This is a genomic window from Vibrio sp. CB1-5, assembly GCF_059412285.1.
Map to the genome: position 1 here is coordinate 1 of NZ_JBJHPB010000002.1, position 16,881 is coordinate 16,881.

Here is a 16,881-nt window from a genome sequence, read left to right on the forward strand (position 1 = left end):
CGTGAGGCTTAACCATACAACACCCAAAGGGTTTTGATGGACTCAAAGCAAGAACTTTGAATGTGTATTGAGACTTTTAAATCAGTTTTCCGAATTTATTGTTTTCAGATTTTCAGAAAATCTGAAGGCAAAACAGAATTTGCTTGGCGACCATAGCGTTGTGGACCCACCTGACTCCATGCCGAACTCAGAAGTGAAACGCAATAGCGCCGATGGTAGTGTGGGGCTTCCCCATGTGAGAGTAGGACATCGCCAGGCTTTGAACATAATCTGTTTAAAGCACGATTTAGATAAGACTTTAAATAGACCACTGCGGAGTGGTAGTTCAGTTGGTTAGAATACCGGCCTGTCACGCCGGGGGTCGCGGGTTCGAGTCCCGTCCACTCCGCCACTTATTAAGAAGCCTCGTCGAAAGACGAGGCTTTTTGCTATCTGCAAAATACTAAGCCCTAGACTAGGCGTCCCCGTCGAATGACTAGGGCTTTTTTCCGTCTACAGATTTTTGAAGTTCAATCATCTGCTATCCAATAGATACAAAAAAGGCGGTATTTCTACCGCCTTTGTTTAATGTTTCCCGTTTATTCAAACAAGTCTTCGTGCAATGCTTTTACTGCATCTTTCGCTTCGCCTTCGTCTAGAAGGAAGCAAAGGTTGTGAGGGCTTGCGCCGTAGCAAATCATGCGGATATTGAAGCTGTCTAGAGTATCGAATACTTCTGCTGCCGAACCTTTGGTTTCGCTCATGTTGTTGCCGATGAGTGCAACTAGGCTGAGCCCTTGTTTGACTTCAACAGTACAAAGTTGCTCTAGTTCTTGCTGTGCTTCAAGTGGGAGCTCTGGTGCGCCGCCACCTGTGTCAGTTTGATCAAGTGTTAGAGAAACACTGACTTCAGAGGTGGTTACAAGGTCAACAGAGATCTTGTGCTTAGCAAGTACAGTAAATACGTTAGCTAAGAAGCCATAAGCCTGGAACATTCGAGGGTTACGTAGCGTGACCATAGTCTGGTTGTTACGTAGCGCTAATGCGCGGAACAGAGGTGCGCTCTCTACTGTTTGTCTTACCCAAGTGCCGCCTTCTTGTGGTGCTTTAGATGAACCTACAAAAACTGGGATTTGATGACGCAGCGCAGGTAGTAGTGTTGAAGGGTGCAGGATCTTGGCGCCGAAGTTAGCCATTTCAGACGCTTCACTAAAGCTGATCTCTGGGATTGGACGAGCATTTGGTGCAATGCGTGGGTCGGTCGTGTAGATACCTGGTACATCTGTCCAGATTTCAAGACCAGCAGCTTCTACGGCTTCAGCAATTAGTGCTGCGCTGTAATCACTACCGCCACGACCTAGCGTGGTAGTCTCGCCATCTTCATCTGAGCCGATAAAGCCCTGTGTAACTACAACATGTTGTTTGCAAAGAGGAACCAGCTTCTCGCTAGCTGCTGCTTTGGTCGCTTCGATGTTTGGCTCTGCCTTACCGTAATCACTGTCAGTCTTAAGCGCTTCACGAATATCAAAACGCACTGCATTGATACCACGCTCTTGCATCAAGCGAGTAAGGATATGCGTGGACATTCGCTCGCCACATGCCACTAGGTGATCGGTAAGCTTTGGAGTAGCCGCAATGCAAGCTGCTTCTGAAAGCGTTGCTACCTTTTCAATCAAAGCATCAACACGTGCTTCAATAGAGCTAACGTCATTGAGCTTTGACATAATGTCGGTGTGGATATCGCGAAGCTTGCTAATTAGCTCTGCACGACGAGCTTCGTCTTTAACGCCGTTTGCAAGTTCAACCAATATGTTGGTTACGCCTGAGCAAGCGCTACTCACGACCAATTTGGTTTGCGGGTTATTTTCGATGATTTCGGCACAACGGCTCATGGCTTCGAAGTTGGCGACGCTTGTTCCGCCAAATTTAGCTACATTGAATGCGCTCACAGTGTTTCTCCAGGACTTCCAGTTTAAAGTTTAAGGTTGGTAACCCAACATCCGATGTTTGAAGAGAGAAATAGAGCAGAGGAATCTGAATATTAGAATAGACCTCAGAAGCTCTTCACCAAATCTTGGTGACAGTTAAAGGGATTCAGCCCGTTTAACCGACAAACTAAATCCGACAATTTTAGTTCATCTCGGCACTGCTCCCCATGAGTGAATTGTATTGAAGTTGCGGCTTCACAAATCACTTGCCTGGGCAGTGCTCCTCTTCCGCTGTAGCATCGAGAACGTCAATGAAAACGATTGGCTACAGATAGTGTGTTTATTCAACGTTTTTGCGTGCCAAAAGTCAATGGATGTTTATGCATTTCACATGAAAAACTTGAGTGGTTGGATGTTGCAAAAATGTTGTTTTTTCGCCATTGTAGATGACATTAACGTCCACGTGATGTTTTCCCCAACAACTACAATAACCTAATAGGATAACTGCCCATGACCATTTCAAGCTTTGTGCCCCCTCACCGTACCCTAATGGGACCTGGCCCATCTGATATCTATCCGCAAGTATTGCAGGCCTTAAGCCGCCCAACGATAGGTCACCTTGATCCGCTTTTTATTGGCATGATGGATGAGCTGAAAGCGCTACTGAAATACGCATTCCAAACAGAAAATGAATTCACAATCGCGGTTTCTGCTCCTGGTAGTGCTGGTATGGAGACTTGTTTTGTAAACTTAGTTGAGCCAGGTGATAAGGTTATCGTGTGCCGTAATGGTGTGTTTGGTGAGCGCATGCGTGAGAACGTGGTTCGCTGCGGTGGTGAAGCTATTGTGGTGGATGATGAGTGGGGCGCACCTGTTTCTGTGTCGAAAGTAGAACAAGCGATTGCTGAACATCCCGATGCGAAGATCCTTGCGTTTGTGCATGCTGAAACATCAACTGGTGCGGTAAGTGATGCTAAAACGCTAGGAGCACTGGCTAAAAAACACGGCATGCTAACGATTGTGGATGCGGTGACCTCTTTAGGTGGCGTACCACTCCTTGTTGATGAGTGGCAGCTTGATGCTGTTTATTCTGGCAGTCAGAAGTGCCTGTCTTGCGTACCCGGCCTTTCGCCAGTGACGCTTTCTCCTGCGGCGATTGAAGTGATTAAGTCACGACAAGCACCAGTTCAAAGTTGGTTCTTGGATCAGAGCTTGGTACTAGGCTACTGGAGTGGGGAAGGTAAGCGCAGTTATCACCACACAGCGCCAGTAAACAGCCTTTACGCGCTTCATGAGTCATTGGTGCTTTTGAAGAACGAAGGTCTAGAGAATGCATGGCAGCGCCACAAAGATATGCATCTTTTGCTGCGTGAAGGGTTAGAAAACTTGGGGTTGAGTTTCGTGGTTGAAGAAAACAGTCGACTACCACAATTAAATGCGGTCTACCTTCCTGAAGGTGTTGATGACGCTGCAGTGAGAAGCCAATTGCTAGAAGAGTATAACCTTGAGATTGGTGCGGGGCTTGGGGCTTTAGCTGGAAAAGCATGGCGTATCGGTTTGATGGGCTACGGCGCGAGGAGAGAGAATGTAGCGCTTTGTCTAAAGGCGCTTGAGACTGTGTTGAAGTAGTCTTTGCAACACTAGATAACTGACGCCATCCCCTTGAAAAAGGGGATCTCGTGCGGCAAGTGACTCACACAATTTGACCGCGGTACTCGCGGATGAAGATCCTCACTTTCGTGAGGATGACGTCTATTTTAGTTATTAGTGTACGCTGCACTCAATGCAGTACTTTCGTCATCCCCTTGAAAAAGGGGACCTCATGCAACAAGTGACTCACGTTAAACCCTGCCTAATAACGTTGAATACAAAAAAGCCGAGAGTGTTACCACTCTCGGCTTATGTTTTTTAGACTTAACTAATTACAGCGCAGCAATAGTTTGCTTTTGCTCTTCAAGCTTAACCAATGTCTCTTTGTAGCCTTCTAGCTTTTCACGCTCTTTAGCAACTACCGCTTCAGGTGCTTTTGCTACGAAGCCTTCATTACCTAGTTTGCCTTCAATGCGTTTAATCTCGCCTTGAGTTTTAGCGATCTCTTTCGCCAGACGATCAAGCTCAGCGTCTTTGTCGATAAGACCTGCCATTGGGATCATCAGCTCAGACTTACCAACCAGTGCTGTTGCACATGCTGGTGTCTCTTCGTCTTCAGCCAGTACCTTGATGCTTTCTAGCTTAGCAAGAGAAGCCAGTACCGCTTTGTTTGCTTCTAGGCGCGCTGCGTCTTTCTCATCCGCAACTTTCAGCATCACGTCCAGACCTTTGCTTGGTGCAATGTCGTATTCTGCACGAAGGTTACGGATGCTAGTGATGAATGCCTTCACCCACTCGATGTCATCAAGCGCTTCTTGGTTGAAGTTCGCTTCTTCAAACTGAGGCAGAGCCTGTAGCATGATCGTGTCACCATCAACACCGTCTACTAGAGGCTTCACGCTTTGCCAGATAGTTTCAGTGATGTATGGCAGTACTGGGTGAGCAAGACGAAGTGTCTTCTCAAGTACGGTGATCAGCGTGCGACGTGTACCGCGTTGCTGCGCTTCGTTACCTTTCCATAGAACTGGTTTAGTTAGCTCTAGGTACCAGTCACAGAATTGGTTCCAGATGAACTCATAGATAGTGTTCGCTGCCATGTCTAGACGGTAGTTGTCTAGATGCGCGTTAAACTCTTTTGCTGCCAGTTCAAACTGAGACTCGATCCACTTGTCTGCTAGTGAGTACTCGATGTCACCTGCGCCGAAGCCACAATCTTGGTCTTCAGTGTTCATCAGTACGTAACGGCTTGCGTTCCACAGCTTGTTACAGAAGTTACGGTAACCCTCAAGACGCTTCATATCCCAGTTGATATCGCGACCGGTAGACGCCATTGCTGCAAGAGTAAAGCGAAGTGCGTCAGTACCGTAAGGTTCAATACCGTCTTCGAATGTCTTACGAGTGTTCTTCTCAATTTTCTTCGCTAGCTGAGGCTGCATCATGTTACCAGTGCGCTTCTCAACTAGAGACTCTAGGTCGATACCATCAATCATATCGATTGGGTCAAGTACGTTACCTTTCGACTTAGACATCTTGTCGCCGTTCTCGTCACGGATTAGCCCCGTAACGTAAACTGTCTTAAATGGTACTTGTGGCTTACCGTTTTCATCTTTACAGAAGTGCATGGTCATCATGATCATGCGCGCAACCCAGAAGAAAATGATGTCGAAACCAGTTACCAGCACGTCTGAAGGGTGGAAGGTTTTCAGATCGTCGGTGTTTTCTGGCCAGCCTTGAGTGCCGAATGTCCAAAGTGCAGAAGAGAACCAAGTATCCAGTACGTCATCGTCTTGGCGCAGTACAACAACCGGAGCTAGACCATTTTTCTCGCGAACTTCTTCTTCAGTGCGACCTACGTACACGTTGCCGTCGTTGTCGTACCATGCAGGGATACGGTGACCCCACCATAGCTGACGAGAGATACACCAGTCTTGAATGTCGCGCATCCAAGAGAAGTACATGTTTTCGTATTGCTTAGGTACGAACTGAATTTCGCCGTCTTCAACCGCTTTGGTTGCTGTTTCAGCAAGAGGTGCGGTGCGAACGTACCATTGGTCAGTTAGCATTGGCTCAATAACCACGCCGCCACGGTCACCGTAAGGGACTGTTAGGTCGTGATCTTTGATCTCATCAAGAAGACCCAATTCTTCGAATTCTGCCACGATCGCTTTACGTGCAGCAAAACGCTCCATACCGTGGTACTTAGCAGGTAGCTCAGTTGAGTACGCATCGTTTGCTTCGCCGTTGGTGTTAAATACTTCAGCGGCGCCGCGGATGTTTGCATCGAAGGTTAGGATGTTGATCATCGGTAATTGATGACGCTTACCCACTTCGTAGTCATTAAAATCGTGCGCTGGAGTGATCTTCACACAACCTGTGCCTTTTTCCATATCGGCATGCTCGTCACCCACGATAGGGATGCGGCGATCAACGATAGGAAGTAGGATTTCTTTGCCGATAAGATCTTTGTAGCGTGGATCTTCTGGGTTTACAGCAACACCAGTATCGCCAAGCATGGTTTCTGGACGAGTGGTTGCTACAACGATGTAGTCTTTGCCTTCAGCCGTTTTTACGCCATCCGCTAGTGGATAACGGAAGTGCCACATGTGGCCTTTCTTGTCTTTGTTTTCTACTTCTAGATCTGAGATCGCTGTGTGCAGTTTTGGATCCCAGTTAACTAGACGCTTACCGCGGTAGATCAGATCGTCTTCGTATAGGCGAACGAACACTTCTTGAACGGCGTTAGACAGGCCGTCATCCATAGTGAAGCGCTCACGATCCCAGTCTACAGACGCACCTAGGCGACGAAGCTGTTTAGTGATCGTGCCACCAGACTCGCCTTTCCATTCCCAGATCTTGTCGATGAAGGCATCACGACCGTAATCGTGCTTAGTTTTGCCTTCTTCAGCAGCAATTTTGCGCTCAACAACCATCTGCGTGGCGATGCCTGCGTGGTCAGTACCAACCTGCCAAAGGGTGTTTTTGCCCTTCATACGCTCAGCACGGATCAGGGTATCCATGATGGTATCTTGGAAAGCGTGACCCATGTGTAGGCTACCAGTGACGTTCGGTGGCGGGATCATGATGCTGTATGATTCTTTAGATGTGTCACCGTGTGGCTTAAAGTAGCCTTTCTCTTCCCAAGTCTTGTACAGAGCTTGTTCGATAGATTGTGGGTTATATGTCTTTTCCATAGCTTTCTGGATACTTACTTTAATCTGTGAAAGAAACTTGCCAAACCTTATAAATAAACGAGAGTGTGTCACGCTTACTTATAAGGATTGACCTTGATTAGGATTCTGAATGTTGAATCTCAATGGTTTGAAGCTGATAGCCCGCTTGACGGTAAATTTTATACCTTTCTCGCGCAACTTGCTTAGCTTTTTCTTCGCAAGGGACGAAGTCTACCACTTGACCAAAGGAGTTCGCAAAGGTTGCGTGACTATTGGCCATATTTATTACTAATTGACGGTTCCAACTGGGTTTAAGCCCCTCAAAACCGATTTCAACAGGCGTACCATTTTTGGGTCCTTCGCCTACCAAATTATGGGCGATGAATTGCTCTGGTGAGACTTGCCAGAAGAATTCCGCTACCGATTCCGCATGCTGCCTATCGGTGCAATTGATGTAGAGTTTGGCGCCTTGCGAAGTGAAGTGACGACTAAGAAAATGCACATAAGCAAACCAGCCTTGCTCTGCAGCTTGCTCAGAGTCTTCGCCAATAATGTAGAAGGTTGCAGTATTCATATCGTAACTTCTGTATACAAAGGATTTGCTAGTGCCCAAAACTAAAAAAGGGCCTTACGGCCCTTTTCTTGATTACTCTTCAGTCTCTTGGCCGCTGCGGTTAAGCAAGAATTGGACAAGAAGTGAGACTGGACGGCCAGTGGAGCCTTTTGCTTTACCTGACTTCCATGCAGTACCTGCGATATCTAGGTGAGCCCAGTGGTACTTCTTCGCAAAGCGCGATAGGAAGCAACCTGCAGTAATAGTACCGCCAGGACGGCCGCCGATGTTTGCCATGTCTGCAAACGGGCTTGCTAGCTGTTCTTGGTACTCGTCAGCCATAGGTAGACGCCAAGCTCGGTCACCCGCTTGTTCAGAAGCATTAACTAGCTCGTGAGAAAGTGGGTTATGGTTAGAGATAACGCCACTGATGTGGTGACCAAGTGCAATCACACAAGCACCTGTTAGCGTCGCAACGTCAACCACACATTCTGGCTCGTAACGCTCAACGTATGTTAGTGCATCACATAGTACTAGACGACCTTCAGCGTCAGTGTTTAGCACTTCTACCGTTTGGCCTGACATGGTCGTTAAGATGTCACCTGGACGGTAAGCATTGCTACCTGGCATGTTTTCACAACCAGCAAGGATACCTACTACGTTAATCGGTAGGTTTAGTTTCGCAAGCGCCTTCATCGTGCCCATTACAGATGCCGCACCACACATGTCGTATTTCATCTCGTCCATGCCTTCGCCTGGTTTTAGCGAGATGCCGCCGGAATCGAACGTTAGGCCTTTACCAACCAGGACGATAGGTTTCGCATCTGGGTCTGGGCTGCCCTTGTACTCCATGATAGACATCATAGATTCATTTTTAGAGCCACGACCTACCGCTAGGTAAGAAGTCATGCCCAGTTTTTCCATCTCTTGCTCACCGATGATCTTAGTCGTTACGGTTTCATAGTCATCAGCAAGGCGACGTGCTTGAGAAGCAAGGTAAGCTGGATTTGCAATATTTGGTGGCATGTTGCCAAGATCTTTAGATGTTTTCACACCTGATGCAACCGCAAGACCGTGCGCAATGGCTTTTTCGCCTAGGTTTAGCTCACGACGCGTTGGTACGTTGAATACCAATTTGCGCAGTGGGCGACGAGTTTCTGGCTTACTGCTCTTGAATTGATCGAAGGTATAGAGACCATCTTTGGTCGCTTCTACAGCCTGACGTACTTTCCAATACGTGTCGCGGCCTTTAACGTGAAGCTCAGTCAGGAAGCAAACGGCTTCCATTGACCCTGTTTCGTTCAGTGTGCTGATGGTTTTTTGGATAATTTCTTTGTATTGACGCTCACCAAGCTCGCGCTCTTTACCACAACCCACAAGAAGCACTCGCTCCGATAGTACTCCAGGTACTTGATGCAAAAGAAGCATTTGGCCTGGCTTACCTTCAAGGTCGCCACGGCGAAGCAGTGAGCTGATATAGCCATCACTGATTTTGTCCAGCTGCTCTGCAACCGGAGAGAGACGACGTGGCTCAAAAACGCCAACTACGATGCAAGCACTGCGCTGCTTCTCTGGGCTGCCACTTTTTACACTAAACTCCATGCGTACTCCTACATCCTAAAGACAAATAGAACTAAATGTTAGATAATCGATTATTAGTGTTTGAAATTTATGTGCCAGTTCGGCCTATAATCTAAAGATAAGAATCGATCAAAAAAGTAAAAAATAAAAGGTTTATCCGAAAACTATAGCGATTCAATCAAAAAAACAAGTTTTGTATAGGTGTTTTCACTGTGATTATTGTTAGATATTTGATCAGAGAAACAGTTAAGAGCCAATTAGCCATCTTTTTAGTGCTCTTTCTCGTGTTTTTCAGTCGTCAATTTATCCAAGTGCTTGCTGATGCGTCGGATGGAGATATTCCTGCCGGATTAATTATGACGTTGGCGGGGATCAGCATGCCAACCATGGGACTGCTAATGTTCCCACTGAGTATCTATATCGGTATTTTGGTGACATTTGGCCGCCTTTACGCCGAAAGTGAAATTACGGTGATGAACGCGACTGGTATTGGCAACAAGTTTTTGATCCGTGCCGCTATGTATCTGGCGGTTATCACGACATCATTAGCCGCATTTAACGCATTTTGGCTAGCTCCTTGGACGCAAGAACAAGAGATGCAGATCCGTGAAAAGTTAGCGTCGGAAAACTCAGTAGAGCTAATTCAAACTGGTAGCTTCCAGCGTACGCCTGACGGTTCGTCAGTTGTTTTTATCGACGACATCCGAAATCGTAAGCTCGATAACGTGTTTGTTGCGCAGTTAAGCCCAAGAGATTCGATATTACCAAGCGTGATTTCTGCGAAATCGGGTGAGGTGAGAGAGCTTAGTGATGGAAGGCAAGTTATTGCGCTGTTCGATGGTACTCGCTACGAGGGTGTGCCAACTCGTTTAGAATATATGATAACGGAGTTTTCCGAGTATGAAGGGGTAATTGGTCAGCGTGAAGTGCAACCAAGAGGTCGTTCATGGATGGCAATTCCGACGTTGGACTTGCTCTCTGACCCCACGCCTAAAGCGCAAGCTGAGCTCCATTGGCGTCTCTCCCTTGTCGTATGTATTCCGTTGTTGACTATGTTGGTGGTACCACTGTCAGCGGTGAACCCAAGGCAAAGTAAGTTCGCTAAGATGGGACCGGCGATATTCGTTTATTTTGCTTACTTTATGGCGATCAGCGCGATGAAATCGGCATTAGAAGATGGTGCATTCCCTACCTATATTGGACTGTGGCCCGTGAATTTTGCGTTATTGGTCGCAGCAATTGGTGTGAACACGTGGGATACCGTGCCAGTGAGAAGAGTCAGAGAAAAATGGCGTCGCAAAAGACGTGGTAAGCCGCAAGAGGTAGCGTAAACGTGTTTCGAATTTTAGATGTCTATGTTGGACGAACCATTATTACCACCATCTTGTTGGTGCTGTCGGTATTTGTTGGTTTGTCAGCGGTGATCAAATTTGTTGAGCAGCTGCGCTCTGTTGGTGAAGGTAGCTATGACATGTTGTCGGCTATGTACTTTGTACTGCTTGGTATGCCGCGTGATGTGGAGCTATTCTTCTCTATGGCTGCGCTGCTTGGCTCGCTTATTGGTCTTGGTATGTTGGCGAGTAGTTCTGAGCTGGTGGTCATGCAGGCTGCGGGCATTTCTAAAATGCGCATCGGTTTTTCGGTGCTAAAGACAGCAGTACCTTTGATGCTAGTGGTGATGGCACTTGGAGAATGGGGGGCACCAACCACTCAGCAAATGGCTCGAGATTTACGGATGCAGTCTATTACCGGAGGTAGCATTGTTTCGGTGCGAAACGGGGTCTGGGCGCGAGATGCTAATGACTTTATTTTTATCTCCAAGGTCGATGGTGATTCTATTTCTGGCTTGAACCTTTGGCGCTTCGATACCGATAAGCACTTGGTGACAACGATATACGCCGATCGCGCAGACTATCTTGGTGATAACCGCTGGCAGATGTACGACATTCAGGTGACGGACATGTCTGACAGTGTTGTGCTGAGTAAAGAGACCATCGATACTCAAGAGTGGCAAACTTCTCTGGTACCTGACAAGTTAGCGATCGTAACGGTTGACTTAAATGAACTGCCGCTGAGTGGACTTTGGGATTACACCCAATACCTAAAAGATTCGGAGCAAGATGCGTCACGCTATGAACTGGCCTTCTGGCGTAAGGCGACGCAGCCGATATCAGTAGCGGTAATGATGTTAATGGCGCTCTCTTTCGTCTTCGGACCGCTGCGTAGTGTAACTATGGGGGCGCGTATCTTATCGGGTGTAATAGCAGGCTTTACCTTTTATATTTCTAGCGAGTTCTTTGGTCCGGTGAGTTTGGTGTATGGCATGTCACCACTATTTGGTGCCTTGGGGCCAAGCTTGGTGTTCCTCACCATTGCACTGCTCTTATTGAGAAGAAAGTTATAGATAAAAAAGAAGGCTCCGATGGAGCCTTCTTTTTTATGCAATCATGATGGTGGCGAGACCTAAGAATACCGAGAGACCAACCACATCGGTGATGGTCGTTAATGCCATCCCTCCAGCCAATGCCGGGTCGATGTTCATCTTCTTGAGTAGAATCGGAATGGTTACCCCAGCAACACCCGCTACGAGTAAGTTGGTCATCATTGCGGCTGAAATAATGCCGCCAAGCATCCAGTCACCTTTCCAAGCAACCACGATACCGCCGATGATCAGTGCCCAAAGGATCCCGTTAAGAAATCCGATCGCGGCTTCTTTTAGGAGTAACTCTCTGCGGTTACTGTCACCAATGTGACCAAGCGCTAAACCGCGAATCACCAGTGCCACGGTTTGGTTGCCAGCGACGCCGCCCATAGAAGGGACTATGGTCATCAATACTGCAATCGCGGCCATTTGTTCAAGGGTCGCCTCAAACATGTTGGATACGGACGCAGCTGCAAGTGCAGCCAGCACATTAGCACCAAGCCAAACGCTGCGTCGTCGAGCTGATTTCACTACCGGAGCGAATGTATCTTCGTCATCGTCCATACCCGCCATACTCATCATGGAGTGTTCAGCGTCTTCACGAATGATGTCGACCACATCATCGATGGTGATACGACCGACAAGATGATGGTCACTATCCACCACGGGTGCGGATACCCAGTCACGACGTTCAAATAACGACGCCACATCGGAATCACTGGTTTCAACGTGGATCGCTTCATCAGCGTCATCCATTACGTCACTGACTTTGATATCGGGCTGAGTGGTTAACAAAGTGGTCAGAGAAAGGTGACCAATCAGCATATCTTCTTCATCAATTACATAGAGCGCATCGGTGGCTTCAGGAAGCTCGCCTTTCATACGCAGATAACGCAGAACCACATCGACATCCACATCACCACGAATGGTAATGACGTCGGTATTCATGATGCCGCCGGCCGTATCTTCAGGATAAGAAAGGGCGGTTTCGACGCGCAAGCGATCTGCCGTGTCCATTTGCGACAGAACTTCACGGGAAACATCATCAGGGAGACTACGAAGGACGTAGGCCACGTCATCGGTGTCCATGCCTTCAGTCGCTTCTGCCAGCTTCTCTGGTGCCATTTTAGAGACTAAGGCATCTTTGACATCCTCGTTAAGTTCATCGAGGATTTCGCCGTAATCTTCAGGATCGGTTAGCTGCCAAAGTACTTCACGGCTTTTACGCGGTGAGGCCTCTAAAAGATGGGCAATATCTTCAGGCTCCATGTCCTGAAGTTGTCTACGTACGAATACGAAGCGGCCGTTTTCCAGCGCTTCTGTGACTTCTTGGAGGGTTTGGTGAGCTTGGTCGAATTCTATTTGCTCTGCCATGGATGCCCCCTACACTCAACTGCTTGTTAATGTACTGAATAGTAGCCTAATTCTGCTTGTTAATTAATAACAAGTTATCAATGGCGAGAAAGTTTTTTGTTTGGATCCGGTTGGAGGGTGAGGTTATTCGTCCTCGTCGAAACGGTGTTCGACTAAATCGCAGACAGCATTGAGTGCAGCTTCTGCCTGAGTGCCTGTCGCTTTGATGGTGATGTTTTCACCTTGTGCTGATTCAAGCATCAATAATCCCATCACACTGTCGGCTGTCGCTTCTTTCTGTTCGTGGTTGCAGATGGTCACCGTCGCATCAAAGCTCTGTGCTAACTCGACCAGTTTAACCGCGGCGCGGGCGTGTAGGCCAAGACGATTGAGGATAAGCACAGTGCGTGAGTGAGACATCGATATTCCTATTGGTGTTTTTCGAGTGAAGCGTGACGGATTTTGACCTTGTGACCGAGCTGTTCAAAGTACTCACCGATTTGCTGAGTAATATACACAGAGCGGTGTTTGCCGCCAGTGCAGCCGATTGCCACGGTCAAATAACTCCGATTGTTCTTTTCAAGTAACGGAAGCCAGCGCTCGACAAAGCCTTGGATCTGCTGCTTCAGTTCAATCACATCAGGGTAGGACTCAAGAAATGATTTGATAGGTGCATCAAGACCGGTCATTGGACGCAGCTCTGGTTGCCAGTGCGGGTTAGGTAAAAAGCGTACATCAAACACGTAGTCCGCGTCATTTGGCATACCGTATTTAAACCCGAAGGACTGAAAAACCATCACCAGATCTTTTTTCTCTTGTCCTTCAACCTGAAAGCGAATGGTTTCACTCAGGTCATGAATAGACTGTTCGCTAGAATCGATAACGTAATCAGCTTGCTCTTTGATCGGTGCGAGTAATGTGTGCTCCAAATCGATCGCTTGTTCAAGAGAGAGTTTGTCTTCTCGCTGTGACAGTGGGTGAATACGTCGCGTTTCACTGTAGCGAGTCAGTAGTACTGATTTGCTGGCATCAAGAAACAGCAGTTTGACGTCGTGCTTTAAAGAAAGTTGATCCAGAGTCAGTGAGAGCTGAGCAAGGTTTTTGGGTAGGTTTCGAATGTCGATACTCACCGCAACACTTTGCTGTGTGTCTTGGCTTGAATCAACAAATGGCCCGAGAAGGTCAACAGGAAGATTGTCGACGCAGTAGTAGCCGGAGTCTTCTAGGACTCGCAAGGCGACGCTTTTGCCTGCCCCTGAGTGTCCACTTACCACAACCAAACGCATGTCTGCTGGTTTCCTTGATCAGTGACTAACAATGATGTCGTAAAGCTCTTGATCGCTCTGAGCATTACGAAGTTGTTTGAGGACAGCTTTGTCGTTAAGACGTTCTGCCATGCAAGAGAGAGTTTTTAGATGCTCTTTACATTGGGCATCTGGCACAAGTAGAGCAAACATAAGATCGACAGGTCGATTATCAATAGCATCAAAGTCCACCGCATCTTGGCATTGAAGCAATACTGCTACGGCTTTGTCGCTGTCTTGCATACGAGCGTGCGGGATAGCGATGCCATTGCCGATACCTGTGCTACCGACTTTTTCTCGACTTAGCATGCACTCGAACAGTTCTGTTGAGTTCTTTCCAGTATGCTGCGCAGCGATTTCGCTAATGATCTCAAGTGCGCGCTTTTTGCTCGTACAAGGGACTGCACTTTTGGTGCAGTCCACTGTTAATACTTCACTTATTTGCATGTTAGTGATTACTTAACTTTTCTTTGTGCTTATTCAGTTGTCTGGTTAGTTTGTCTACTAACGAGTCAATTGCAGCGTACATGCTCTCATCATGAGAGGCTGCGTGAATTTCAGCTTGATTTACGTGGAGCGTAGCTTCGGCGATCTGGTCTAATTTTTCAACTTTTAAAACCACATGAATGTTGTTTATATGCTCAAAAAAGCGCTCGAGCTTCTGAAATTTACTGTGAACGTAGTCTTGCATTGAATCAGTGAGATCAACATGGTGGCCTGTAATTTGAATTTGCATAGACTTTCCTTCTTAGTTATTGACCTTAGAGTAGGCGTTTACGCTGACTGGAAGGGGCAATGCCCAACGATTCACGGTATTTCGCTATGGTTCGCCTAGCGACCTGAATTCCTTGGTCAGCGAGTTGAGCTGCGATTTTACTATCGCTCAATGGCTTGGCTGGGTTTTCCGCAGCAACAAGCTTCTTGATTAGGGCACGAATGGCGGTTGACGAGCACTCTCCGCCATTGTCGGTCGACACGTGGCTCGAGAAAAAGTACTTGAGCTCGAAGATGCCGCGTGGTGTATGCATGTACTTTTGTGTGGTCACACGAGAGATCGTGGATTCGTGCATGTCGACCGCGAGTGCGACGTCGTTCAGTACCATTGGTTTCATCGCTTCTTCGCCATATTCGAAGAAATCGTGCTGATGTTCCACAATGCACTTAGCCACTTTTAATAGGGTTTCATTCCGGCTTTCTAGGCTTTTGATTAGCCATTTCGCTTCTTGAAGGTTAGAGCGAATGTATTGGCTGTCTGCGCTGTTGCCTTTACCTAGCTGGGCATATTGCTGATTGACCTTTAGCTTCGGCACGCTATCTGGATTGATCTGAACCACCCATTTGCCACGGTCTTTAAATACCGATACATCAGGTACCACATATTCGGTTTCATCTGGGGTGATTTTGCTGCCAGGGCGAGGGTCGAGTTGCTGAATAAGCTTGAGTACTTCACGAAGCTCCGCTTCTTTAAGTTTGGTCTCTTTAATCACCAGTTTGTAGTCGCGATTACCTAACTGATCAATATGGTGAGTAAGGACTAACTTAGCTTCAGCAAGCCACGGTGTGTCTTCTGGGAAGGTCGCAAGTTGTAGCAGTAAGCAATCTTGAAGGTTGAGCGATGCAATACCCAGAGGGTCAAATTGCTGAATGCGTTTGCGTACCGCCTCGACTTCATCGAGCTCAAGGTCTTCTATATCGACGCTTTCTAAAATTTCTTCGCAAGAGAGTGTCAGGTAGCCGTAGTCGTCTACGGCATCAATAATGGCTAAAGCAATGGCACGATCGGTTTCCGTAAAAGGGGTTAGGTCGAGTTGCCACACCAAATAGTCTTGTAGTGACTGGGTGGTCTCGCCTTGATAAATAGGCATGTCATCATCAACAGCAATACCGGTATTACCGGTATTGGCGCTGTAGACATCGTCCCATGTGGTATCCATTTCTAGCTCGTTGGAAATCTCTGATTTTTCAATTTGATCAGAGCTGTCCTTAAGCTCAGGCTCACTGGTTATTTCTGCTGTTGGGCTCTCATCTTTGTTCTCAGCATTTGGCTTGTCGTCATTGCTTGTCTCTTCAGTCGATTCTTCAACGTCGAGAAGTGGATTTGAGTCCAGTGCTTCTTGGATCTCTTGTTGCAAATCAAGCGTTGACAATTGCAGTAAGCGAATCGCTTGCTGCAATTGTGGCGTCATTGCTAACTGTTGACCTAGCTTGAGTTGTAATGAGGGTTTCATGCAGTGTTATGAACCTATTATTAATATTGTATCCATGCCTATTAAATCATAGTCTGAATTGTTCACCGAGATAAACCTGCTTTACGTGTTCATTATTGAGAACATCTTCAGGACTTCCCTCCGCGATCAAGTGACCTTGACTCACGATGTAGGCTTTTTCGCAGACATCCAGCGTTTCGCGCACGTTGTGGTCGGTGATGAGTACACCTAACCCTCTATCGCGTAAGTGTTCGATGATTTTCTTTATATCAATTACAGAGATTGGGTCAACCCCGGCGAAGGGTTCATCAAGCAGGATAAACTGCGGGTTTGCAGCCAGTGCTCTAGCGATTTCTACGCGACGACGCTCACCACCAGAGAGTGCCATACCCGCACTTTTGCGAATATGCTGGATATTAAACTCGTCGAGCAAATCTTCGAGTCTGTCCTGTCTTTCTTCTTGAGTTAGCTCGTTGCGCGTTTCAAGTACAGCCATGATGTTGTGTTCAACACTGAGCTTTCGGAAAATCGATGCTTCTTGCGGTAGGTAGCCGATGCCCATTTTGGCGCGGCTGTGCATAGGCAGAATACTGATGTCATTTCCATCGATGGTGATGCTGCCTTCGTCACGTGCTACTAGGCCCACAATCATATAGAACGAGGTTGTTTTTCCTGCACCATTGGGGCCGAGTAGCCCAACAATCTGACCAGACTCTACCGATAGGCTTACGTCAGAGACTACCTTGCGGTTTTTGTAGCTTTTCGCCAAATGCGAAGCTTTCAGTAACGCCATA

At 47.3% G+C, this 16,881-nt stretch carries 14 protein-coding genes, 1 tRNA gene, 1 rRNA gene and 1 riboswitch; of the genes, 5 read left to right on the forward strand and 11 right to left on the reverse strand.

What is annotated here, in order from left to right:
* Positions 1 to 142: 142 nt before the first annotated feature.
* Both rrf and ACJB0T_RS01485 read left to right on the forward strand, forming a co-directional pair.
* A 5S ribosomal RNA gene (gene rrf / locus ACJB0T_RS01480) occupies positions 143 to 258 on the forward strand.
* A gap of 56 nt (positions 259 to 314) precedes the next feature.
* A tRNA-Asp gene (locus ACJB0T_RS01485) sits at positions 315 to 391 on the forward strand.
* Between the two features lie 187 nt (positions 392 to 578).
* On the opposite strand, the gene lysC is transcribed toward ACJB0T_RS01485, so the two are convergent.
* On the reverse strand, positions 579 to 1,928 hold the full coding sequence (gene lysC / locus ACJB0T_RS01490; RefSeq protein WP_479291651.1) for a lysine-sensitive aspartokinase 3: 1,350 nt from the start codon (positions 1,926 to 1,928) through the stop codon (positions 579 to 581).
* 100 nt (positions 1,929 to 2,028) lie between these two features.
* A riboswitch (Lysine riboswitch) is annotated at positions 2,029 to 2,203 on the reverse strand.
* Positions 2,204 to 2,417: 214 nt separating this feature from the next.
* Here lysC and ACJB0T_RS01495 point away from each other — a divergent pair.
* Positions 2,418 to 3,536 carry a pyridoxal-phosphate-dependent aminotransferase family protein gene (locus ACJB0T_RS01495; RefSeq protein ID WP_479291649.1) on the forward strand — a complete coding sequence of 373 codons (1,119 nt, stop codon included), beginning with the start codon at positions 2,418 to 2,420 and terminating at the stop codon, positions 3,534 to 3,536.
* 293 nt (positions 3,537 to 3,829) lie between these two features.
* Here the strand turns inward: ACJB0T_RS01495 and ACJB0T_RS01500 are convergent, their stop codons facing one another.
* The 3 genes from ACJB0T_RS01500 to pepA form a co-directional block, all read right to left on the reverse strand.
* Entirely contained in the window at positions 3,830 to 6,688 is a 2,859-nt protein-coding gene (locus tag ACJB0T_RS01500; RefSeq protein WP_479291647.1) for a valine--tRNA ligase, read from the reverse strand.
* 97 nt (positions 6,689 to 6,785) lie between these two features.
* Positions 6,786 to 7,241: a DNA polymerase III subunit chi gene (locus tag ACJB0T_RS01505; protein ID WP_479291645.1), complete on the reverse strand. Its 456-nt coding sequence runs from the start codon at positions 7,239 to 7,241 to the stop codon at positions 6,786 to 6,788.
* A gap of 72 nt (positions 7,242 to 7,313) precedes the next feature.
* The gene (pepA, locus tag ACJB0T_RS01510; protein WP_479291643.1) at positions 7,314 to 8,822 is read right to left on the reverse strand and encodes a leucyl aminopeptidase; all 1,509 of its coding nucleotides are present in this window, start codon (positions 8,820 to 8,822) and stop codon (positions 7,314 to 7,316) included.
* A 191-nt stretch (positions 8,823 to 9,013) separates the two neighbouring features.
* Between pepA and lptF the strand changes: the two genes are divergently transcribed.
* Together lptF and lptG are read left to right on the forward strand one after the other, a co-directional pair.
* Positions 9,014 to 10,132, forward strand: coding sequence for an LPS export ABC transporter permease LptF (gene lptF, locus ACJB0T_RS01515; protein WP_479291642.1), 1,119 nt, complete (start codon positions 9,014 to 9,016; stop codon positions 10,130 to 10,132).
* Between the two features lie 2 nt (positions 10,133 to 10,134).
* Positions 10,135 to 11,205 carry an LPS export ABC transporter permease LptG gene (lptG, locus tag ACJB0T_RS01520; protein WP_479291640.1) on the forward strand — a complete coding sequence of 357 codons (1,071 nt, stop codon included), beginning with the start codon at positions 10,135 to 10,137 and terminating at the stop codon, positions 11,203 to 11,205.
* Positions 11,206 to 11,238: 33 nt separating this feature from the next.
* Here lptG and mgtE read toward each other — a convergent pair whose 3' ends face one another.
* The 7 genes from mgtE to lptB form a co-directional block, all read right to left on the reverse strand.
* Positions 11,239 to 12,597 (reverse strand): magnesium transporter, encoded by a 1,359-nt coding sequence (mgtE, locus tag ACJB0T_RS01525; protein ID WP_112463144.1) that lies wholly within the window; start codon positions 12,595 to 12,597, stop codon positions 11,239 to 11,241.
* 123 nt (positions 12,598 to 12,720) lie between these two features.
* Positions 12,721 to 12,996, reverse strand: coding sequence for an HPr family phosphocarrier protein (locus tag ACJB0T_RS01530; RefSeq protein ID WP_112463143.1), 276 nt, complete (start codon positions 12,994 to 12,996; stop codon positions 12,721 to 12,723).
* Positions 12,997 to 13,004: 8 nt separating this feature from the next.
* A complete protein-coding gene (rapZ, locus tag ACJB0T_RS01535) occupies positions 13,005 to 13,862 on the reverse strand; it encodes an RNase adapter RapZ (RefSeq protein ID WP_479291638.1) in 858 nt (285 codons plus the stop codon).
* An 18-nt stretch (positions 13,863 to 13,880) separates the two neighbouring features.
* Positions 13,881 to 14,327, reverse strand: a complete 447-nt coding sequence (gene ptsN / locus ACJB0T_RS01540) for a PTS IIA-like nitrogen regulatory protein PtsN (RefSeq protein WP_479291636.1) — start codon at positions 14,325 to 14,327, stop codon at positions 13,881 to 13,883.
* A 1-nt stretch (position 14,328) separates the two neighbouring features.
* The gene (gene hpf, locus ACJB0T_RS01545) at positions 14,329 to 14,616 is read right to left on the reverse strand and encodes a ribosome hibernation promoting factor (RefSeq protein ID WP_042496145.1); all 288 of its coding nucleotides are present in this window, start codon (positions 14,614 to 14,616) and stop codon (positions 14,329 to 14,331) included.
* A 25-nt stretch (positions 14,617 to 14,641) separates the two neighbouring features.
* Complete coding sequence (locus ACJB0T_RS01550) at positions 14,642 to 16,108, reverse strand: RNA polymerase factor sigma-54 (protein ID WP_479291633.1); 1,467 nt, start codon at positions 16,106 to 16,108, stop codon at positions 14,642 to 14,644.
* 46 nt (positions 16,109 to 16,154) lie between these two features.
* Complete coding sequence (lptB, locus tag ACJB0T_RS01555) at positions 16,155 to 16,880, reverse strand: LPS export ABC transporter ATP-binding protein (protein WP_112478597.1); 726 nt, start codon at positions 16,878 to 16,880, stop codon at positions 16,155 to 16,157.
* Position 16,881 lies beyond the last annotated feature (1 nt).

What these genes read in the sequence shown, in the direction of transcription:
- ACJB0T_RS01495 (WP_479291649.1), top strand. Translation starts at nt 2,418, where the DNA reads ATGACCATTTCAAGCTTTGTGCCCCCTCACCGTACCCTAATGGGACCT.
- ACJB0T_RS01500 (WP_479291647.1), bottom strand. Translation starts at nt 6,688, where the DNA reads ATGGAAAAGACATATAACCCACAATCTATCGAACAAGCTCTGTACAAG.
- ACJB0T_RS01505 (WP_479291645.1), bottom strand. Translation starts at nt 7,241, where the DNA reads ATGAATACTGCAACCTTCTACATTATTGGCGAAGACTCTGAGCAAGCT.
- pepA (WP_479291643.1), bottom strand. Translation starts at nt 8,822, where the DNA reads ATGGAGTTTAGTGTAAAAAGTGGCAGCCCAGAGAAGCAGCGCAGTGCT.
- mgtE (WP_112463144.1), bottom strand. Translation starts at nt 12,597, where the DNA reads ATGGCAGAGCAAATAGAATTCGACCAAGCTCACCAAACCCTCCAAGAA.
- ACJB0T_RS01530 (WP_112463143.1), bottom strand. Translation starts at nt 12,996, where the DNA reads ATGTCTCACTCACGCACTGTGCTTATCCTCAATCGTCTTGGCCTACAC.
- rapZ (WP_479291638.1), bottom strand. Translation starts at nt 13,862, where the DNA reads ATGCGTTTGGTTGTGGTAAGTGGACACTCAGGGGCAGGCAAAAGCGTC.
- ptsN (WP_479291636.1), bottom strand. Translation starts at nt 14,327, where the DNA reads ATGCAAATAAGTGAAGTATTAACAGTGGACTGCACCAAAAGTGCAGTC.
- hpf (WP_042496145.1), bottom strand. Translation starts at nt 14,616, where the DNA reads ATGCAAATTCAAATTACAGGCCACCATGTTGATCTCACTGATTCAATG.
- ACJB0T_RS01550 (WP_479291633.1), bottom strand. Translation starts at nt 16,108, where the DNA reads ATGAAACCCTCATTACAACTCAAGCTAGGTCAACAGTTAGCAATGACG.
- lptB (WP_112478597.1), bottom strand. Translation starts at nt 16,880, where the DNA reads ATGGCGTTACTGAAAGCTTCGCATTTGGCGAAAAGCTACAAAAACCGC.